Below are 15230 nucleotides of genomic sequence, written 5' to 3' on the forward strand. Positions count from 1 at the left end.
ATGTTCCGTTGGTAGCGTCCAGGTCCAGTGATTCGAGGAGGGGTAGGCATGGGCGATTCGGTGCTGGCGGCTTCGGTGCTGCTGTTCGACATGGACGGGACGCTGGTCGATTCGACGGCGTCGGTGGAGCGGGCGTGGGGGCGGTTCGCCGCGCGGCACGGCCTGGAGGCTTCGGCGATCCTGGCGGTGGCGCACGGGCGGCCGACGATCGAGGTGGTGGCGGAGTTCGCGCCGCACGGGGTGGACGTGGTGGCGGAGACGGACCGGATCGAGGCGGAGGAGATCGACCGGACGGACGGGATCAGTGAGGTCCCGGGGGCGGCGGCGCTGCTGCGGGGCCTGGACCGCGACCGGTGGGCGGTGGTGACGTCGGCGACGCGGGCGCTGACGGTGCGTCGGCTTGCGGCGGTGGGGATTCCGCTGCCGAAGATCCTGGTGGCCGCTGACGATGTGACCAGGGGCAAGCCGCATCCGCAGCCGTACATGCTGGCGGCGAAGGCGCTGGGGTTCGATGCGTCGGAGGCGGTGGTGTTCGAGGACGCGCCGGCGGGTCTGGTCTCGGCGGTGGCCGCGGGTGCGTCGACGGTGGTCGTGGGCGACTACAAGGGCGAGGCGGCCGAGGGCCTGCCGAGGGTGCCGGACATGCTGTCGGTCGCGGTGTCCTCCAACGGGTCCGGCCTGTCGGTGACGTTGGCCTGACCTGCGGGTCGCTGCCGTTGCTTCGCGCAGTCTCCTTGCCTCCCAGACTGTCAGGTTTCCGACAGGACCGTGTCCGTCCGGTTCGTTCCTCGTTCTTCCGGGTGCATTCCCCGATTTGGAAAGAGGAATCAATGCCAGGAGAGTTCCACGAGATCCTCGTGAAGCTGATCCAGGACGAGCCGGCGTCGGTGCCGTGGATGCTGGCGCTGGCCGGCGGACCGCGCGGCGCGAGATGCGTCAAGGCGGAGACGCGTTCTGGTGCGGTCGGGTCGTCGGGTCCGACCGAGCGCCGGGCGGACGGCGTCGTTCGTCTCGGTTTCGCGGACGGGTCGGAGCTGATCGTCGTCTGCGAGGTCCAGAACGAGTGGAGCGAGGACAAGTACCACCGGTTGCCCGGTTACCTGTCCCGTGCATTCGAGGACCACCGCGTCCCGGTCGTGCTGCTCATGCTGTGTCGCACCGATGCGCTCGCGCGGCGGTTCCGCCGCGGGATCGCGATGGGCCCGGGCAGTACGGTCGCCGTGGCGACCGTGGGCCCCGGGAACATGCCGGACCTGGGTTCCGACGAGGTCCCGCCGAATGCGGCTGCGGCCGTAGCCGCGGCGGTCATGCGCCGGCAGCCGAAGACCATCCCGACCGAACTGTTCGTCTCGACGCTCGACCGCTGGCTCGGTGCCATCGAGCCAGGACGAGCGGCCGGTTACGCGAAATTCCTGCTCACTACTTTGGCCAAGGAGCCTGCGACCTTGCTGGAGGCACTGATGAAGACCGAAGCCCGTCTCTACCACTCGGAGTACACCGAGGAGTTGCTCACCAAGGGCCGCGACGAAGGCGCCGTCCGTCATGCGAGGGCGATCCTGCTGCGCATGCTCGAAGCCGAAGGCCAGGTGAGCGCTGAACGGCGCACTGAGATCGAGACGTCTTCCGATCTCGCCCAGCTCGATGCCTGGATCACCGAGCACCTCCCGCCCGCCAAGGGCTGATCCGCGCCATGCCGAAGCCGGGCCGCGTTCGCGGCCCGGCTTCGGCGTTTTGAGCGGTCGAGGTGCGCGCTCAGACGGGCTGGGCGGCGTCCATGCTCGCGAGGCGGGCCGCGCGCAGGCGTCCGGCGAGGTCGCGGGTGGGACCGCCGCGCAGGAGGAGGACCAGCCACGGGTCGTCGTCCATTTTCGCGGCGCTGACGAGGGCGAGCGCCATGATGTGGGCGCACACCTCGCGGGCGTCGGCGCAGGGGCAGGTCGCGGTGATGCGGTTGTGGTCCTCGGTGACGAACTTCTTGGGCAGCAGGCGCATTCCGGTCTCGGCGAGCACGTCGTCGATCCGCTTGGGCAGGCGCCCGGCGAGCAGCCCGGCCACGCATGAGGGCGAGAGGGACAGCGCGGTCATGCCCGCAGCCCACGCGGACGCGTTGTAGACGGGGATGCGGATCTCGGTGTCGAACGTCCGGCCGTTGTCGGTGACGCGGCCGGTGACACTGCCGGCGTCGATGGACATGCCGGTGACGGCGCCGTGCCCGGCGAGGGCGCGGCCCTTGACGATGCGCTGGTCGGGGTAGTTCAGGCCGATGGTCTCCAGGGCGCGCCACCATTTGCGGCCCCACCAGGTCCGGCCGTACGGGTCGCTCACAGGTGGCCTCCGGCGTCGTCGAGTTCGATGAGCTTGCGCAGCTGGGAGTCGTCGAGGTCGCCCAGCCAGTCCTCGCCGTTGCCGACCACGGCGTCGGCGATGGCGCGCTTGCGCTGGAGGAGTTCGTCGACGCGCTCTTCGAGCGAGCCGGCGGTGACGAGCTTGTGGACGTGCACGGTCCGGGTCTGGCCGATGCGGTGCGCCCGGTCGGTGGCCTGGTCCTCGACTGCCGGGTTCCACCAGCGGTCGTAGTGGACGACGTGCGAGGCGCCGGTGAGGTTGAGGCCGGTGCCGCCGGCGCGGAGGGACACGAGCAGGATCGCGGGTCCCTCGCCGGTCTGGAACTCGTCGACGAGCCGGTCGCGGGCGGGCTGGTCGAGCCCGCCGTGCAGGAAGGGCGCGGCGACGCCGAGTTCGGCGTGGAGGTGGCGCGAGAGCAGCTCCCCCATCTGCCGGTACTGGGTGAAGATCAGGGTCTTGTCGCCTTCGTCGACGACTTCGGTGAGCATTTCGGTGACCCGGTCGAGCTTCCCGGAGCGTTCGGCGAGCCCGCCGTCGCCCTCGCCCACGTACTGGGCGGGGTGGTTGCAGATCTGCTTGAGGCGGGTGAGGAGTTTGAGGACGCGGCCGCGGCGGGTGATGCCGTCGCCCAGGCCCTCGTCGAAGGCCTCGCGGATGGCCTCCTTGTACAGGCCGGCCTGCTCGTCGGTCATGGTGCAGGCGACGACCGCCTCGATCTTCGGGGGCAGGTCGGCGGCCACGTCTTCTTTCATGCGGCGCAGCACGACCGGGTCGATGCGGGCGCGGAGGGTGGCGGCCGAGACGGGGTCGCGGCCGATCTCGATGGGGTCGGCGAAGCGGCGTTTGAAGTCGGTCTGGCCGCCGAGGAGCCCGGGGTTGACGAACTCGGAGATCGACCACAGTTCCGAGAGGTGGTTCTCGACGGGCGTACCGGTGAGGGCGACCCGGACGCGGCCGGTGAGGTCGCGGACGGCGCCGGCGGTGCGCGAGCGGTGGTTCTTGATGGCCTGGGCCTCGTCGATGACGATCGTGTCGAACGCGATCTGCCGCAGCAGCTTGATGTCGCGCAGCGCGATCGAGTAGGAGGTGACGACTACGTCGGCCTCGGTCAGCGGCCGGCGCTCCCTGGTGCGGGCCGGGCCGTGGTGCAGGTGCACGGACAGCTGGGACGCGAAGCGGGCGATCTCCCTCTGCCAGTTGCCGACCAGCGAGGTCGGGCAGACGACGAGGTGCGGGGCGTTCCCGGCGCGGCGCACGAGCAGCCCGATCGACTGGAGGGTCTTGCCCAGGCCCATGTCGTCGGCGAGGATGACGCCCGCGCCGCCTTCGGCCGCGGCCTCCAGCCAGGCGATGCCGTGGGCCTGGTATTTGCGCAGGTCGGCGTTGACGCGGACTTCGCCGGGGTCGGAGTGCTGGGCGGTGATGAGCCGCAGGTTGAGTCCGGAGTCGGAGCGCAGCAGCTCGGTGAAGGACTCCACGAATGCGCCCACGAGGGCCTTCGCGGTCCAGACGTGGCCCTCGGAGTGGGGCACGCAGTGCCCTTCGGCGGGCAGTTCGCCCGCGATGCGGTCGAGGTCGTCGAACTTGTCGTCGTCCACGGCGTTCGCGATGCGCGCCCAGATCGCGACCGACTCGGTGATGTCCGGGCGCGAGGCGATCCGGGTGAGCGCGGGCAGGACCGGGCGCACCGGCATGGCCACGCCCTCGACCTCGACGAGGTCGCCGTCCAGGTACAGCTCGGCGTCCACCGGGTCCCCAGGGGGGAGCCCGAGCTCGGCCACCGCGGCCCAGGGGTGCGCGCCGCCGAAGAAGAGCAGCCGCCCGTCGGCCGGGGAGGCGTGGTCGGGCAGGAAGGTGGCGTGCAATTCGCTGGGTGGCAACGAGGCTCCTACGGGTCAACGGCAGACGTGCCATTTTGCCACAAGCGCGGCCCCGAACCCAAACGCGCGGTGCGCGCGCGACGCTTGGGAACTTGTGAAACCGCAGCTAGCCGGTGATATGCCAAGTCGCGGGTGTGCGCATGCAGACGAACGCTTGCACTGGTGCGGACCGGCCTATCGGGCTGCGCCCCGGAACGGTAAGGCGCTCGGCGCCGGCAGGAACGGGGCGGGACCGCCGTCGCCGCACGGAGCCGCGCTCACGCGGCCCGGGCGCTTTCGGGCGGTCCCGCCCCGTCAACCCCAGAGCAAAGTCCGCGCGGAGGCGCAGGCGGACCAGCGCTCGCGCGCCGTGCCGCGTTCCTCCGCATTGAGGTGGATGAACTTCCTTCGCGCAGAAGGATGTTCGAACGTGTCGAAGCTAACGGCAATTTCGAACACTGTCAATACCGGTGTCCAGGTTTCGGACAGGTTCACCGCACCGGGCAGCGCATCGCCAGATCGAGCGAGGCGTCGTCGCGGAACGCCGCCTGGGCCTCCTGGAGCGCGTCCTCGTCGCCCTCCGGCGCGTTCGCGACCATCTGCTGCGCCTGCAGGGCGAAGCCCGAAGTGAGCGCCTTGAGATTCGGGTCGGCGATCTCGGTGCCGATCGTGTCGATCTGGTCGAGCACGCCGTCCAGGTTGTCGCTGTCGGCTTCGGCGGCCAGGTCGAAGGCCCGCCACGCGTGCTCGCAGTCGGCGGCGAACTGCTCGGTGTCGCGGTCGAGGTCCTGGTAGCCGGGGTCGGTCTCGTCCACGCCGCCGAGGCACTCGGCGAGCATCCACAGCAGGATCAGCACGCCGATCGTCCACGCGAAGAGCTTCACCAGACGAAGGTCGGTCATCTCCGGCTCCAAGGTGAGAGGCCTGTGTCACAAGTCTACGCGGGCGGGGACGTAGGGCACGGGACCGGCACGCGGCGCGGGCCATCAGTGCCCTGTGCGGCCGCCCTGTCTCGCCCACCCTGTGTGTATGCGTTTTCCACTCGGTAGGCTGAAGCGACCGCTTGCCGACCCCCGCACGCGAGCGCGGACACGAACGGAGCCACATGGACGTCCTGTGCCTGGGCGAGTCGATGATCGTCCTCGCCCCCGCGGCCGCCGAACCCCTCCGCGGCGCCGTCGACCTCCACATGGGCGTCGCCGGCGCCGAGTCCAACGTCGCCGTCGCGCTCGCGCGACTGGGCGCCCGCGCCGCATGGTGCGGCAAGGTCGGCGACGACCCGCTCGGGCAGCGCATCCGCGACGTCCTCGACGAGGCCGGCGTCGACTGCGGGCTGGTGCAGACCGACCCCGACCGGCCCACCGGCGTCTACTTCAAGGACCCCGGCCCCGACGGCACCCGCGTCCACTACTACCGGCGCGGCTCGGCCGCCTCCACCATGCGGCCCGGGCACCTCGCCGAGATCGAACCGCCGCGCCTCCTGCACCTCTCCGGCATCACGCCCGTCCTCTCGGACACGTGCGCCGCACTCGTCGACGAACTCCTCATCGACCGGGCACTGGACCCCGCGCTGGTGAGCTTCGACGTCAACTACCGGCCCGCACTGTGGCCCGTGAGCGACGCCGGGCCGGCCCTGCGGCGCCTCGCCGACGCGGCCGACATCGCGTTCGTCGGACTCGACGAGGCCCAGACCCTGTGGGGCACGGCGACCGCCGACGACGTCCGCGAGCTCCTGCCCGGCGCCGGCGTGCTCGTCGTCAAGGACGGCGGCAACGGCGTCACCGCGTACGAGGGCGGCAAGAGCGCCTACTCCCCCGCCGAGCCGGTCGAGGTGATCGAACCGGTCGGCGCCGGCGACGCGTTCGCCGCCGGATTCCTCTACGGCCGCTTGCAGAACGCCTCGCTCGAGGCGTCGATGCGGCTGGGCCACCGGCTCGCCGCCGGCGCCCTCCAGACCGTCGGGGACCTCGCGCCCCCGCCGCCACCCGAGACCGTCCGAGCCATCCTGGAGGACCAGTGACCTTTGATCAAGGCGAATTCTTCGACCGCCTCTTCGCCGGGCAGCGCGTCATGGCGATCTGGCGGGGCCTGCCCGCCGAGGAGACCGTGGAGCTGTCCGAGCGCGTGTGGGACGCCGGGTTCGACCTGGTCGAGGTCCCGATCGGCAAGCCCGGACAGGAGGAGGCGCTGGCCGCCGCAGTGAAGGCCGCGGGCTCGAGCGGGCGCGCCGTGGGCGCGGGCACCGTGGTCTCGGCCGGGCACGTCGAGCGTGCCGCCGCGGCAGGCGCGGCCTATACGATCGCGCCGGGCCTGAACCCGGCGGTGCTGGAGGCCTCGCACGCGGCCGGGCTGCCGCACCTGCCGGGCGTGGCGACGGCCAGCGAGGTCGGGCTCGCGCGGGACCTGGGATGCACGTGGGTGAAGGTCTTCCCGGCCTCGACGCTCGGTCCGGAGTGGTTCAAGGCGATGCACGGGCCGTTCCCGGAGATGCAGTTCGTGGCGACGGGCGGTGTCGGCCCTGACGAGATCGACACCTACCTCAAGGCCGGCGCCTCGGTCATCGGCATGGGCTCGGCCCTGGCCGACCCCGCGAACCTGGCGAAGCTCGTCGGCTGAGCGGCACCTGCGCAACGCTAATGGCGCGTGACATATCACCGGTCACGCGCCATCGGCCTGCTCCGGGGCGAGAGGCAGGCTGCTGTAATCGGGGCTATGCCATGCGGCATGGCGCCGGCTCGCTGCGCGTTCCGGTTGCCGCGGCCGCGGCGAGCGGGTTCGCGAGAGCACGCATCCGGTGGCGCCATGTGACATGTCACGTACTACCGGTATCGCGGGCCCCCCGGTTCCACCCTGACAGGCGGGTATGACAGTCCGGGCGTGGGCGAATGCGGCTCGGATTCGCTTGGGGGCTTAGAGTTTGCCCAGGAGCGAGATCACCGGGTAGCCGTCGAGGCGGTCGCGGCCGGAGAGGGCGGCGATCTCCAGGAGGGCCGCGCATGCGGCGACGGTGCCGCCGAGGCTCTCGACGAGGCGCACGCCGGCGGCCATGGACTCGCCGGTGGCGATGACGTCGTCGACCAGGAGCACCCGGTCGCCCTTGCGGACGGCGTCCTTGTGCATCTCGACGCGGACCTCGGCGTACTCGCCGCGGTAGGTCTCGACCGCGGCGGCGCGCGGGAGCTTCCCGGCCTTGCGGATCGGGATGAGCGGCGTGCCGGTGCGGTCGGCGAGCGGGGCGGCCCAGAGGAAGCCGCGGGCGTCGAACGCGGCGATCGCGTCGTACGGGTGGGCCGCGCAGGCCTCCAGGAGCCGGTCGACCGAGTTGCGGAAGGCGTCGGGGGCGGCGAGCAGCGGCGTGATGTCGCGGAAGCCGACCCCCGGTTCGGGGAAGTCGGGGACGACGGGCACGTATTCGGTCAGATCCACAGCGGCAAGGTTAACCGGTCGCGCGCCGTCCGGGTGCCGCTGCGCCGGCCCAGTGGCATATCACGCGTCACGTACCGCGAAGCCCCCGGCCGAAGCATCGGCCGGGGGCTTCGCCTCCGCGTGCAGTTACGTCGAGCGGCGTCCTAGACGGGGACGCTCTGGCGGGCCTGGACGGCGGTGACGACCAGGTTCTGCTGGGCCTGGATGTAGCAGAGGTTGGTGCCCGCGAGGAAGCACAGGAGGGTGGCCACGCCGGTGTTGAACGTGGGGGTCAGGCCGGCGGCCTGCTGCTCGGCCTTGATGGAGGCGCAGAGCTTGAACCAGTTGATGATCGGCACGATGTACAGGGTGATGAAGCCGAACAGCATCCACACCACGAGGCTGGAGCCGCTGACGTTCTTGGGGTTGTTCGGGTTGACGGCCTTGATCTGGGTGGCGGTCTTGGCGTACCAGAACAGGCCGTAGATGCCGAAGCTGATGAGGGTGAGGCCCCACACGCCGAACGGGGACCGGATCTTCAGTTCTTCCACTGGGGATGACTCCTTGCAAAAGGGATTTTCGGGCGCGGCCAAAGCGCACGGCCGCGGGTGGGGACCCGCGGCCGGTTGGGCACGCTGTGACCTGAGTGCGGATCACATTAACACCTTCGAGCGTCGCCTGTGGAGCGAGGCGACGCTTCACCTCACCCCTTGAGCCCCGTCTGCGCCACGCCCTGCACCAGGAAGCGCTGCAGGAACAGGAACACGAACACCAGCGGCAGGATCGCCACGGCCGCGGCCATGAACAACTGCGGCAGGTTCACCGTCTGCGAGGTCAGGAATGTCGACAATGCGACCTGCACGGTCCAAGAGTCGGACGAGCGCCCGATGACCAGCGGCCACAGGAACGAGTTCCAGGACGTCACAAAAGTGATCACCGCGATCGCGGCGAGGAAGCCCTTCGAGTTGGGAATGACGATGCGCCAGAACGAACCCCAGTACCCCAGTCCGTCCACTCTGGCGGCCTCCTCGAGCTCCTTGGGGAAGCTCAGGAAGTACTGCCGGCACAGGAACGCGACGAACCCGTTGAACAGCGTCGGGATGATCAGGCCCCGCAGGTCCGAGACCCAGCCGAGGCTGGAGACCATCACGAAGCTCGGCAGGAACGTGATCGCGCTGGGCACCATGAGCGTCGCCAGGATCGCGTAGAACACCTTGTCGGCGTGGCGGTACGGAATGCGGGCGAGGCCGTAGCCGGCCGTCGTGCACAGGAACAGCGTGCCGACGGTCGTGAGCACGGAGACCATGGCGGAGTTGAGGAGGCTCCGCGCCATCGGCACCTTCTCGTCGTTGAACAGCTCGGTGAAGTTGCCCCACTGGATGTCCGTGGGGAACCACATCCATCCCGGCGCCGTGATGTCCTCTGTGGTGGACAAGGCGTTGCGCACGATCAGGTAGAACGGGATCAGGAAGAGCGCTGCGATCAGGCACAGCCCGATGAAGTTGACGACCCGCGAGGCCCGCGAGCCGACGCCCGGCCGGTACCCGACCGGTTTCGGCCGGTTCTGCGTGGACACCATGCCGGTCACCGTCCTTCCGGTTTGCCGAAGCCCAGGAGCTTGCCCTGGAAGAGGGTCACGATCGCGATCAGGAGCGCCAGGATGAGCGCTCCTGCCGAGCCGCGGCCCAGGTCCTGGCTCGTCCCCAGCGAGGTGTGGAACAGGTAGATCAGCGGGGTCCGGGCATACGGGACGTTCCCGGAGTTGGGCAGCAGGTTCCAGAACTCGTCGAAGGCCTGGTAGGCCGCGATGAGCACCAGCATCAGCACCGCCACCGAGGAGGCCCGCAGGTGCGGCAGCGTGATGTGCCAGAAGGTCTGCCAGCCGGGCTTCGCACCGTCCATGTAGGCGGCCTCGTAGAGGTGCTCGGGAATCTGCTGGAGCGCGGCGATGAACAGGATCATGTAGAAGCCGCACTGGATCCAGAGGCGGAGCGTGGCGATGACCAGCCAGAACCACGGCGGGTCGTTCCCGAACAGCCAGGGGATGTTCTCGATCCCGAACCAGCCCAGCACGGTGTTGGCCATGCCGTAGCGCACCCCGGCGAAGATCGACATCTTCCACACCAGCGACGCCACCACGTACGAGCAGGCGAACGGCAGGAAGAACACCGAGCGGAAGAACGCCCGCATGATGCGGACCTTGTTGACCGCCAGCGCGAGTCCGAGCGACGAGGCGAACGTGATCGGCACGATGATCGCCGCGAAGACGGTGAAGGTGATGAGGCTCCGCCGGAAGTCCTCGTTGCCGAGCATGGTGACGTAGTTGTCGAAGCCGACGAAGTCGTCGGACGTGGGCGTGACGGTGTTGCGCGCGTCGAAGAGCGACAGGTAGGCGGACCAGCCCACCGGGATGTACGTGAAGATGAGCAGGCCGAGCAGGAACGGCCCGACGAAGTACCAGAAGGCGAGGGTGCGGCCGCCGAACGTGCGGCGGCGGCGAGGGCGTCGTGACGTCCCCGCTGCCGCCGGAGCCGGATCGGCCGTCTTGTCGGTGACGGCCATCGTGTTCCCCTACCCGAAGATGCCGTCGAGTTCGGTGTTGACCGTCTCGACGGCCTTGGCCAGTTCGGCCTCGGGGTCGTTGCCCTCGATGGCGATGTTGCTGAGCATGTCGTTGACGGCGGTGTTCATCGCCGGGGTCCAGTCCGGGTTCTCGGCCCAGCCGTACTCCTCGGAGATGGCCACGGCCTCGGCGGCCGGGCCGGAGCTCAACTGGTCGGCCTGCTCCCGCAGCGAGAGCCGCGAGGGGATGTGGAAGCCGTAGCTCAGGCACCAGTCGAGGATCGCCTCGGTGTTGTCGACCCAGAGCCACTTCGTGAACGCCTTGGCCGCGTCGACGTTCTTGCTGTTCGCGTTGACGAAGGTCGCCCAGCCGCCGTTGAAGACGGTCGGGGTCCCGCCGACGAAGCCCGGGCACGGGAAGATGCCGATGTCGTCGCCGAGGTTCTCCAGGAGCGCCGGCATGGTCCACAGTCCCGTCCACGACATCGCCGTGAGGCCCTGGATCATCGACGAGGGGTCCCACCAGTCGGTGGGCGCGCCGAGCAGGAGCGAGCCGGAGTCGTTGAGCTGCTTGACCAGCAGGGCGCCTTCGGCCATTCGCGGGTCGTTGAACCCGGCCTGCATGTCGGCGCCGATGAACGACAGGCCGAGGCTGTTGATCATGTGCTGGCCGAGGCGGTCGGTGCCGCCGGCCGCGCCGAAGTCGATGCCCTTGACGTCGCTGGTGGTCAGCTCCGCGGCGATCGCGATCAGCTCTTCGAAGGTCGTGGGCGGTGCGGTGATGCCCGCGTCCGCGAAGAGGCTGGGGCGGTACACGATGTACTGCGGGTCGTCGATCATGTTGATGCCGTAGACGGTGCCGTCGATCGTGTTCCGCAGCAGGTCGCCCTCGGGAATGTCGTCGATGACGTCCGCGATGATGTCGTCGAGCGGCACCACCTGGCCGGCCTCGACCATGCCGCGGTTGAGGTGGCTCTCGAACACGTCGGGTGCGTCGTCGGTCAGCAGCCCCGAGGCCAGTGCCGCGTCGTAGTCGCCGGGGATCCACTCGACCGTGACGTTGGCGTCCTTGTAGTCCGCGGCGTACCCCTTGGCCGCTTCCTGGGTGCCGGCCTCGCCGTACTCGTGGTACCACTGCAGCAGGGAGACGCCGTCGCCCCCGTCCTCGCGGCCGGTGTTGCCGCCGCAGGCGGCCAGGGCGCCGGCGCCGGCGGTCATGCCGCCGAGCGCGAGCATGCGCCGGCGGTTCATCATGAACTCGGCGAACGCTTTCTTTGAAGGGTTGTTGTTGCGTGAGGCAACCATCGCTTTAGCTCCTCGCTACATTGAGAGGTCGGAAGGGCTCCCGCGCGGCTTCCGGATCGATGCCGCAGCGGAGAATCGACTTCCGCCGATTCGCCTCCCAGTGTTACGAGCGCCACCCACTTTGTCAATGGGTTGGAGTAAGTGTTCGGATAACGATTTGCGCTCAGTGACAGCGGTTGCAGGCGGCGCGGGCGCCGCGCGAACACGTTGCTGAGCAGCGCGAACAGCGCCCGGCGGCATTGCCGTGCCGGGGCGCTGGACTCACAGTGGCGAGCGTTCGCCGTCGCGAAATCGCCGCCGTCACTTGACGGCGCCGTGATCAGCGGCGGCTGCGGGAGCCGACCGTGTTCAGGCGGTTCAGGTGGCCTTCGAGCGCCAGCGCGGCGGCGCCGAGGGCGACCATGTTGCGGTCCTGGCCGTTGCGCTTGAGGCGGGCGGCCTTGAGGGGCGCCTCCATGGCGTGGTCGGCGAGGCGGCGTTCGAATTCGGGGACGAGGGCGTCGCCGAGGACGCTGGTGACCCAGCCGTCGAAGACCACCAGGTCGGGGTTGAAGAGGTTGAGGAGGTTGGCGACGCCGGCGGCCAGGTATTCGGCGACGGTCTCGACGGTGCGGACGGCGGTGGTCTCACCGGCTTCCCAGGCGGCGGCGAGGGCGGCCATGGCCTCGGTCTGGGAGCCGACGGCGGCGCGGCCGTCGAGCTGGCCCCAGTGCCAGAGGATCGCGGGTGCGCCGACGTAGGCTTCGATGCATCCTTTTGCGCCGCAGCGGCATTGGGGGCCGGCGGGGTTGATGGTGGTGTGGCCCCACTCCCCTGCGGAGTTGGTGGCGCCGCGGTAGAGCTGGCCGCCGAAGGCGAGGCCGGCGCCGACGCCGGTGCCGAGGATGAGGACGGCGAGGCGGTCGACGCCGCGGCCGTCGCCGAACCAGAGTTCGCCGACGGTGATGGTCTTGAGGGGGTTGTCGAGGTAGATGGGGACGCCGAGTTGGAGGCGGTCGGCGAGGAGCTTGCGGAAGGGGACGTCGTGCCAGTTCCAGTTGGGGGCGAAGCCGGAGACGCCCCAGGTGACGTCGACCTGGCCGGGGAGGCTGACGCCGAGGCCGAGGACGGCGCGGTCGCCGAGGCGTTCGCGGATCTGGTCCATGGCCGAGGCGATGTGGCCGATGACCTGCTCGGGGGCGTTCTCGCTGGGTTCCATGCGCTCTTCGACGCGGTCGACGACGGCGAGGGTGAGGTCGTAGACCTCGAGGTACACGTAGGTCTCGGCGACGTCGACGCCGATCATGACGCCGCCGCCGGCGTTGGGTGCGAGCAGGGCGCGGGGCCTGCCGCCGCCGGAGTCCTCGCGGCCCACCTCTACGACCACGCCGAGTTCGATCAGGTCGGTCACCAGGTTGGAGACGGTGGCGACGCTGAGGTCGGTCTCGCGGGCGAGGATCTGGCGGGAGGTGGGGGCGTCCGCGATCAGGTGCCGGAGCACTGCGAAGCAGTTGCGGAGGCGGATGTCGCGCGAGGTGGACTTCATGGATGCATGGTACGGCCCGAATGCCGCCTTTGTAAATGGGTTAGATGAAGGGTGCGGTTGCTCCAGGGGCGATAATTCCGCAGGCAGTGCGCTTGCCAACCGGTCATTGGTAATACGTCACATGTCATGTACCGGCGCGTGGCCGGATCGGTCGGCCACCGCGGCAGCAGGGTGGCATGTCACGTACTACATGAAAACGCGCAATGGAACGCAACGAGCACGGCCCGGCTGACGCCGACGGCGCGGCGCGCCGACTCGTCGGCGTCTCCCCCGCCGGCGCGCGGGGGTCAGTAGGCGGCGACCGCGCGGCGGGCTTCGGCGCCGTCGTTGGCGTGCAGGGCTTCGGCGGCCATGCCGGCGCAGTCCGCGAGGGTGCGTGCGGAGAGTTCGGCGCGGACGGCCGCGACCGCGCCCGGTGCCATGGACAGGCTCGTGACGCCGAGTCCGACGAGGACGCACGCGAGCAGCGGGTCGCTCGCGGCCTCGCCGCACACCCCGACCGGTTTCTCGGCCTCGCGCCCGGCTTCGGCGGCGAGGCTCACAAGGTCGAGCAGTGCGGGCTGCCACGGGTCGAGCAGTTCGGCGAGCGCGCCGTTCATGCGGTCGGCGGCGAGCGTGTACTGGCCGAGGTCGTTGGTGCCCAGGCTGGCGAAGTCGCAGCCTTCGAGGATCCGGGAGGCGCGCAGTGCCGCGGCCGGGACTTCGATCATGGTGCCGGCCGTGGGGAGACCGTGGGCGCGGCACTGGTCGGCGAACGCGGCGGCCTCGGCGGGGGTCGCGACCATCGGGGCCATCACCCACACGTCGGCGGCGTGCTTCGCCGCGGCGGCGGCGATCGCGGTGAGCTGGTCGTCCAGGAGGACCGCGCCGGCTTCGGTGCGGGCGAGGCGGATGCCGCGCACGCCGAGCGCCGGGTTGGGCTCGTCCCCGTGGTCGACGAACGCGAGCGGCTTGTCCGCGCCGGCGTCGAGGGTGCGGACGACGACCTTGCGGCCGGAGAACGCGGCGAACACCTGCCCGTAGACCTCGATCTGATCGTCCACTGCGGGTGCGGTCTCGCGGTCGAGGAACAGGAACTCGGTGCGGAAGAGGCCCACGCCTTCGCTGTCGGTCGCGGCGGCGGCCGCGAGGTCGGCCGGCGAGCCGAGGTTGACCAGGAGCTGCACGGCGTGGCCGTCGGCGGTGCGTCCCGGTCCGCGGCTGGACGCGAGGGCCGCGGCGCGCCGGGCTTCGGCGTCGAGGACGCGGCGGACCCGGCCCGGTTCGGGGTCGGAGACGATGAGGCCCGTGCCGCCGTCGACCAGGACCTCGGTGCCGTCCGCCAGTGCGGCGGCGGCCGGGCAGGCGACGACGGCGGGCAGGCCCATGGATTTGGCGAGGATCGCGGTGTGGCTCGTCGGTCCGCCCTGCTCGGTGATGATCGCGGCCACTTTGGCCGGGTCGAGCGCGGCGGTGTCGGCGGGGGCGAGGTCCTTGGCCACCAGTACGAACGGGTGCCCGGGGTCGGGCAGGCCCGGCATGGGCCTGCCGAGCAGCACGGCGATGGTGCGGTCGCGCAGGTCGTCGAGGTCGGCGGCGCGTTCACCCAGGTATCCGCCGGCGGTCTCGAGCGCGGACCGGAAGAAGCCGTACGCGTCGATGACGGCGTGGGGCGTCGACCGTCCCTTTGCCAGCGCCTGCTCGACCTGGTCGGCGAGCGCGGGGTCGCGCGGCATCATCGACAGGGCGTCGAGGATGTCGGCGGTGGTCCCGGTGGCGGCCTCGGCGCGTTCGTCGAGGTCGGACGCGACCGCTTCGAGTGCGGCCCGTGCCTTCTCGAGTGCGGCGGCGGGGTCGGGCTCGGGCCCGGTGTCGGCGGGCGGCGCCGGCACGGGTGCGAGCCGGGCGACGGGTGCGTACACGGCGCCCGGGCTCACGCCGATGCCGGTCATCTCAGCGGTCACGGCTGTTCCTCACTCGGCGTCGCGGTCGGTCTGCAGTTCGGCGGCGAGGGCGTCGAGGGCGTCTTCGGCGCCGTCGCCCTCGGCGGTGAGCACGACTTCGTCGCCGCCTTTGGCGTCCAAGGTGAGGAGCATGAGCAGCGAGCGGGCGTCTACCGGCTCCTGGCCCTCTTTGGCGATGTGGACCTTCGCGGGCTGGGCTGCGGCGAGTTTCGCGAACAGCTTGGCCGGGCGGGCGTGGAGGCCCACGGCGGAGGCGATGGTGACGCGGCGTTCTGGCATCTCGGT

15 protein-coding genes are annotated in these 15230 nt (G+C 70.4%); 4 read left to right on the forward strand and 11 right to left on the reverse strand.

Annotation, left to right across the window (positions count from 1 at the left end):
• The first annotated feature begins 48 nt into the window (after positions 1-48).
• Both AB0I03_RS04810 and AB0I03_RS04815 read left to right on the forward strand, forming a co-directional pair.
• On the forward strand, positions 49-699 hold the full coding sequence (locus tag AB0I03_RS04810) for an HAD-IA family hydrolase (RefSeq protein ID WP_360406464.1): 651 nt from the start codon (positions 49-51) through the stop codon (positions 697-699).
• Between the two features lie 131 nt (positions 700-830).
• Positions 831-1682, forward strand: coding sequence for a hypothetical protein (locus AB0I03_RS04815; RefSeq protein ID WP_360406467.1), 852 nt, complete (start codon positions 831-833; stop codon positions 1680-1682).
• 70 nt (positions 1683-1752) lie between these two features.
• Here the strand turns inward: AB0I03_RS04815 and AB0I03_RS04820 are convergent, their stop codons facing one another.
• From AB0I03_RS04820 to AB0I03_RS04830, 3 genes are all read right to left on the reverse strand, one after another.
• Positions 1753-2325, reverse strand: a complete 573-nt coding sequence (locus tag AB0I03_RS04820) for a hypothetical protein (protein WP_360406470.1) — start codon at positions 2323-2325, stop codon at positions 1753-1755.
• The gene (locus tag AB0I03_RS04825) at positions 2322-4226 is read right to left on the reverse strand and encodes a DEAD/DEAH box helicase (RefSeq protein WP_360406473.1); all 1905 of its coding nucleotides are present in this window, start codon (positions 4224-4226) and stop codon (positions 2322-2324) included. The genes AB0I03_RS04820 and AB0I03_RS04825 overlap by 4 nt, the downstream gene beginning before the upstream one ends.
• A 470-nt stretch (positions 4227-4696) precedes the next feature.
• A complete protein-coding gene (locus tag AB0I03_RS04830) occupies positions 4697-5107 on the reverse strand; it encodes a hypothetical protein (RefSeq protein ID WP_360406476.1) in 411 nt (136 codons plus the stop codon).
• A 203-nt stretch (positions 5108-5310) separates the two neighbouring features.
• Here AB0I03_RS04830 and AB0I03_RS04835 point away from each other — a divergent pair, with 203 nt between their 5' ends.
• The gene (locus AB0I03_RS04835) at positions 5311-6225 is read left to right on the forward strand and encodes a sugar kinase (RefSeq protein WP_360406479.1); all 915 of its coding nucleotides are present in this window, start codon (positions 5311-5313) and stop codon (positions 6223-6225) included.
• Positions 6222-6821, forward strand: coding sequence for a bifunctional 4-hydroxy-2-oxoglutarate aldolase/2-dehydro-3-deoxy-phosphogluconate aldolase (locus AB0I03_RS04840; protein WP_360406481.1), 600 nt, complete (start codon positions 6222-6224; stop codon positions 6819-6821). Before AB0I03_RS04835 ends, AB0I03_RS04840 begins: the two co-directional genes overlap by 4 nt.
• A gap of 294 nt (positions 6822-7115) precedes the next feature.
• On the opposite strand, the gene AB0I03_RS04845 is transcribed toward AB0I03_RS04840, so the two are convergent.
• The 8 genes from AB0I03_RS04845 to AB0I03_RS04880 form a co-directional block, all read right to left on the reverse strand.
• The gene (locus AB0I03_RS04845) at positions 7116-7631 is read right to left on the reverse strand and encodes an adenine phosphoribosyltransferase (protein ID WP_360406484.1); all 516 of its coding nucleotides are present in this window, start codon (positions 7629-7631) and stop codon (positions 7116-7118) included.
• A 143-nt stretch (positions 7632-7774) separates the two neighbouring features.
• Entirely contained in the window at positions 7775-8161 is a 387-nt protein-coding gene (locus AB0I03_RS04850; RefSeq protein WP_360406487.1) for a DUF4234 domain-containing protein, read from the reverse strand.
• A gap of 152 nt (positions 8162-8313) precedes the next feature.
• Positions 8314-9189 carry a carbohydrate ABC transporter permease gene (locus tag AB0I03_RS04855; protein WP_360406490.1) on the reverse strand — a complete coding sequence of 292 codons (876 nt, stop codon included), beginning with the start codon at positions 9187-9189 and terminating at the stop codon, positions 8314-8316.
• A gap of 5 nt (positions 9190-9194) precedes the next feature.
• The gene (locus AB0I03_RS04860; protein ID WP_360406493.1) at positions 9195-10172 is read right to left on the reverse strand and encodes a sugar ABC transporter permease; all 978 of its coding nucleotides are present in this window, start codon (positions 10170-10172) and stop codon (positions 9195-9197) included.
• A gap of 9 nt (positions 10173-10181) precedes the next feature.
• Complete coding sequence (locus AB0I03_RS04865; protein WP_360406496.1) at positions 10182-11477, reverse strand: extracellular solute-binding protein; 1296 nt, start codon at positions 11475-11477, stop codon at positions 10182-10184.
• A 319-nt stretch (positions 11478-11796) separates the two neighbouring features.
• Positions 11797-13002, reverse strand: a complete 1206-nt coding sequence (locus tag AB0I03_RS04870) for an ROK family transcriptional regulator (protein WP_360406499.1) — start codon at positions 13000-13002, stop codon at positions 11797-11799.
• A 287-nt stretch (positions 13003-13289) separates the two neighbouring features.
• Positions 13290-14945 (reverse strand): phosphoenolpyruvate--protein phosphotransferase, encoded by a 1656-nt coding sequence (gene ptsP / locus AB0I03_RS04875; protein WP_360406502.1) that lies wholly within the window; start codon positions 14943-14945, stop codon positions 13290-13292.
• 9 nt (positions 14946-14954) lie between these two features.
• The gene (locus AB0I03_RS04880; protein WP_360406505.1) at positions 14955-15224 is read right to left on the reverse strand and encodes an HPr family phosphocarrier protein; all 270 of its coding nucleotides are present in this window, start codon (positions 15222-15224) and stop codon (positions 14955-14957) included.
• Positions 15225-15230: the final 6 nt, after the last annotated feature.

Source organism: Glycomyces sp. NPDC021274 (genome assembly GCF_040641195.1).
In the GTDB taxonomy this organism is placed as follows: domain Bacteria; phylum Actinomycetota; class Actinomycetes; order Mycobacteriales; family Micromonosporaceae; genus Glycomyces.

Excerpts from the sequence above, each read along its gene's own strand:
- AB0I03_RS04855 (WP_360406490.1), bottom strand. The coding sequence starts at position 9,189 with ATGGTGTCCACGCAGAACCGGCCGAAACCGGTCGGGTACCGGCCGGGC.
- AB0I03_RS04815 (WP_360406467.1), top strand. The coding sequence starts at position 831 with ATGCCAGGAGAGTTCCACGAGATCCTCGTGAAGCTGATCCAGGACGAG.
- AB0I03_RS04870 (WP_360406499.1), bottom strand. The coding sequence starts at position 13,002 with ATGAAGTCCACCTCGCGCGACATCCGCCTCCGCAACTGCTTCGCAGTG.
- AB0I03_RS04860 (WP_360406493.1), bottom strand. The coding sequence starts at position 10,172 with ATGGCCGTCACCGACAAGACGGCCGATCCGGCTCCGGCGGCAGCGGGG.
- AB0I03_RS04880 (WP_360406505.1), bottom strand. The coding sequence starts at position 15,224 with ATGCCAGAACGCCGCGTCACCATCGCCTCCGCCGTGGGCCTCCACGCC.
- AB0I03_RS04865 (WP_360406496.1), bottom strand. The coding sequence starts at position 11,477 with ATGGTTGCCTCACGCAACAACAACCCTTCAAAGAAAGCGTTCGCCGAG.
- AB0I03_RS04835 (WP_360406479.1), top strand. The coding sequence starts at position 5,311 with ATGGACGTCCTGTGCCTGGGCGAGTCGATGATCGTCCTCGCCCCCGCG.
- AB0I03_RS04830 (WP_360406476.1), bottom strand. The coding sequence starts at position 5,107 with ATGACCGACCTTCGTCTGGTGAAGCTCTTCGCGTGGACGATCGGCGTG.
- AB0I03_RS04810 (WP_360406464.1), top strand. The coding sequence starts at position 49 with ATGGGCGATTCGGTGCTGGCGGCTTCGGTGCTGCTGTTCGACATGGAC.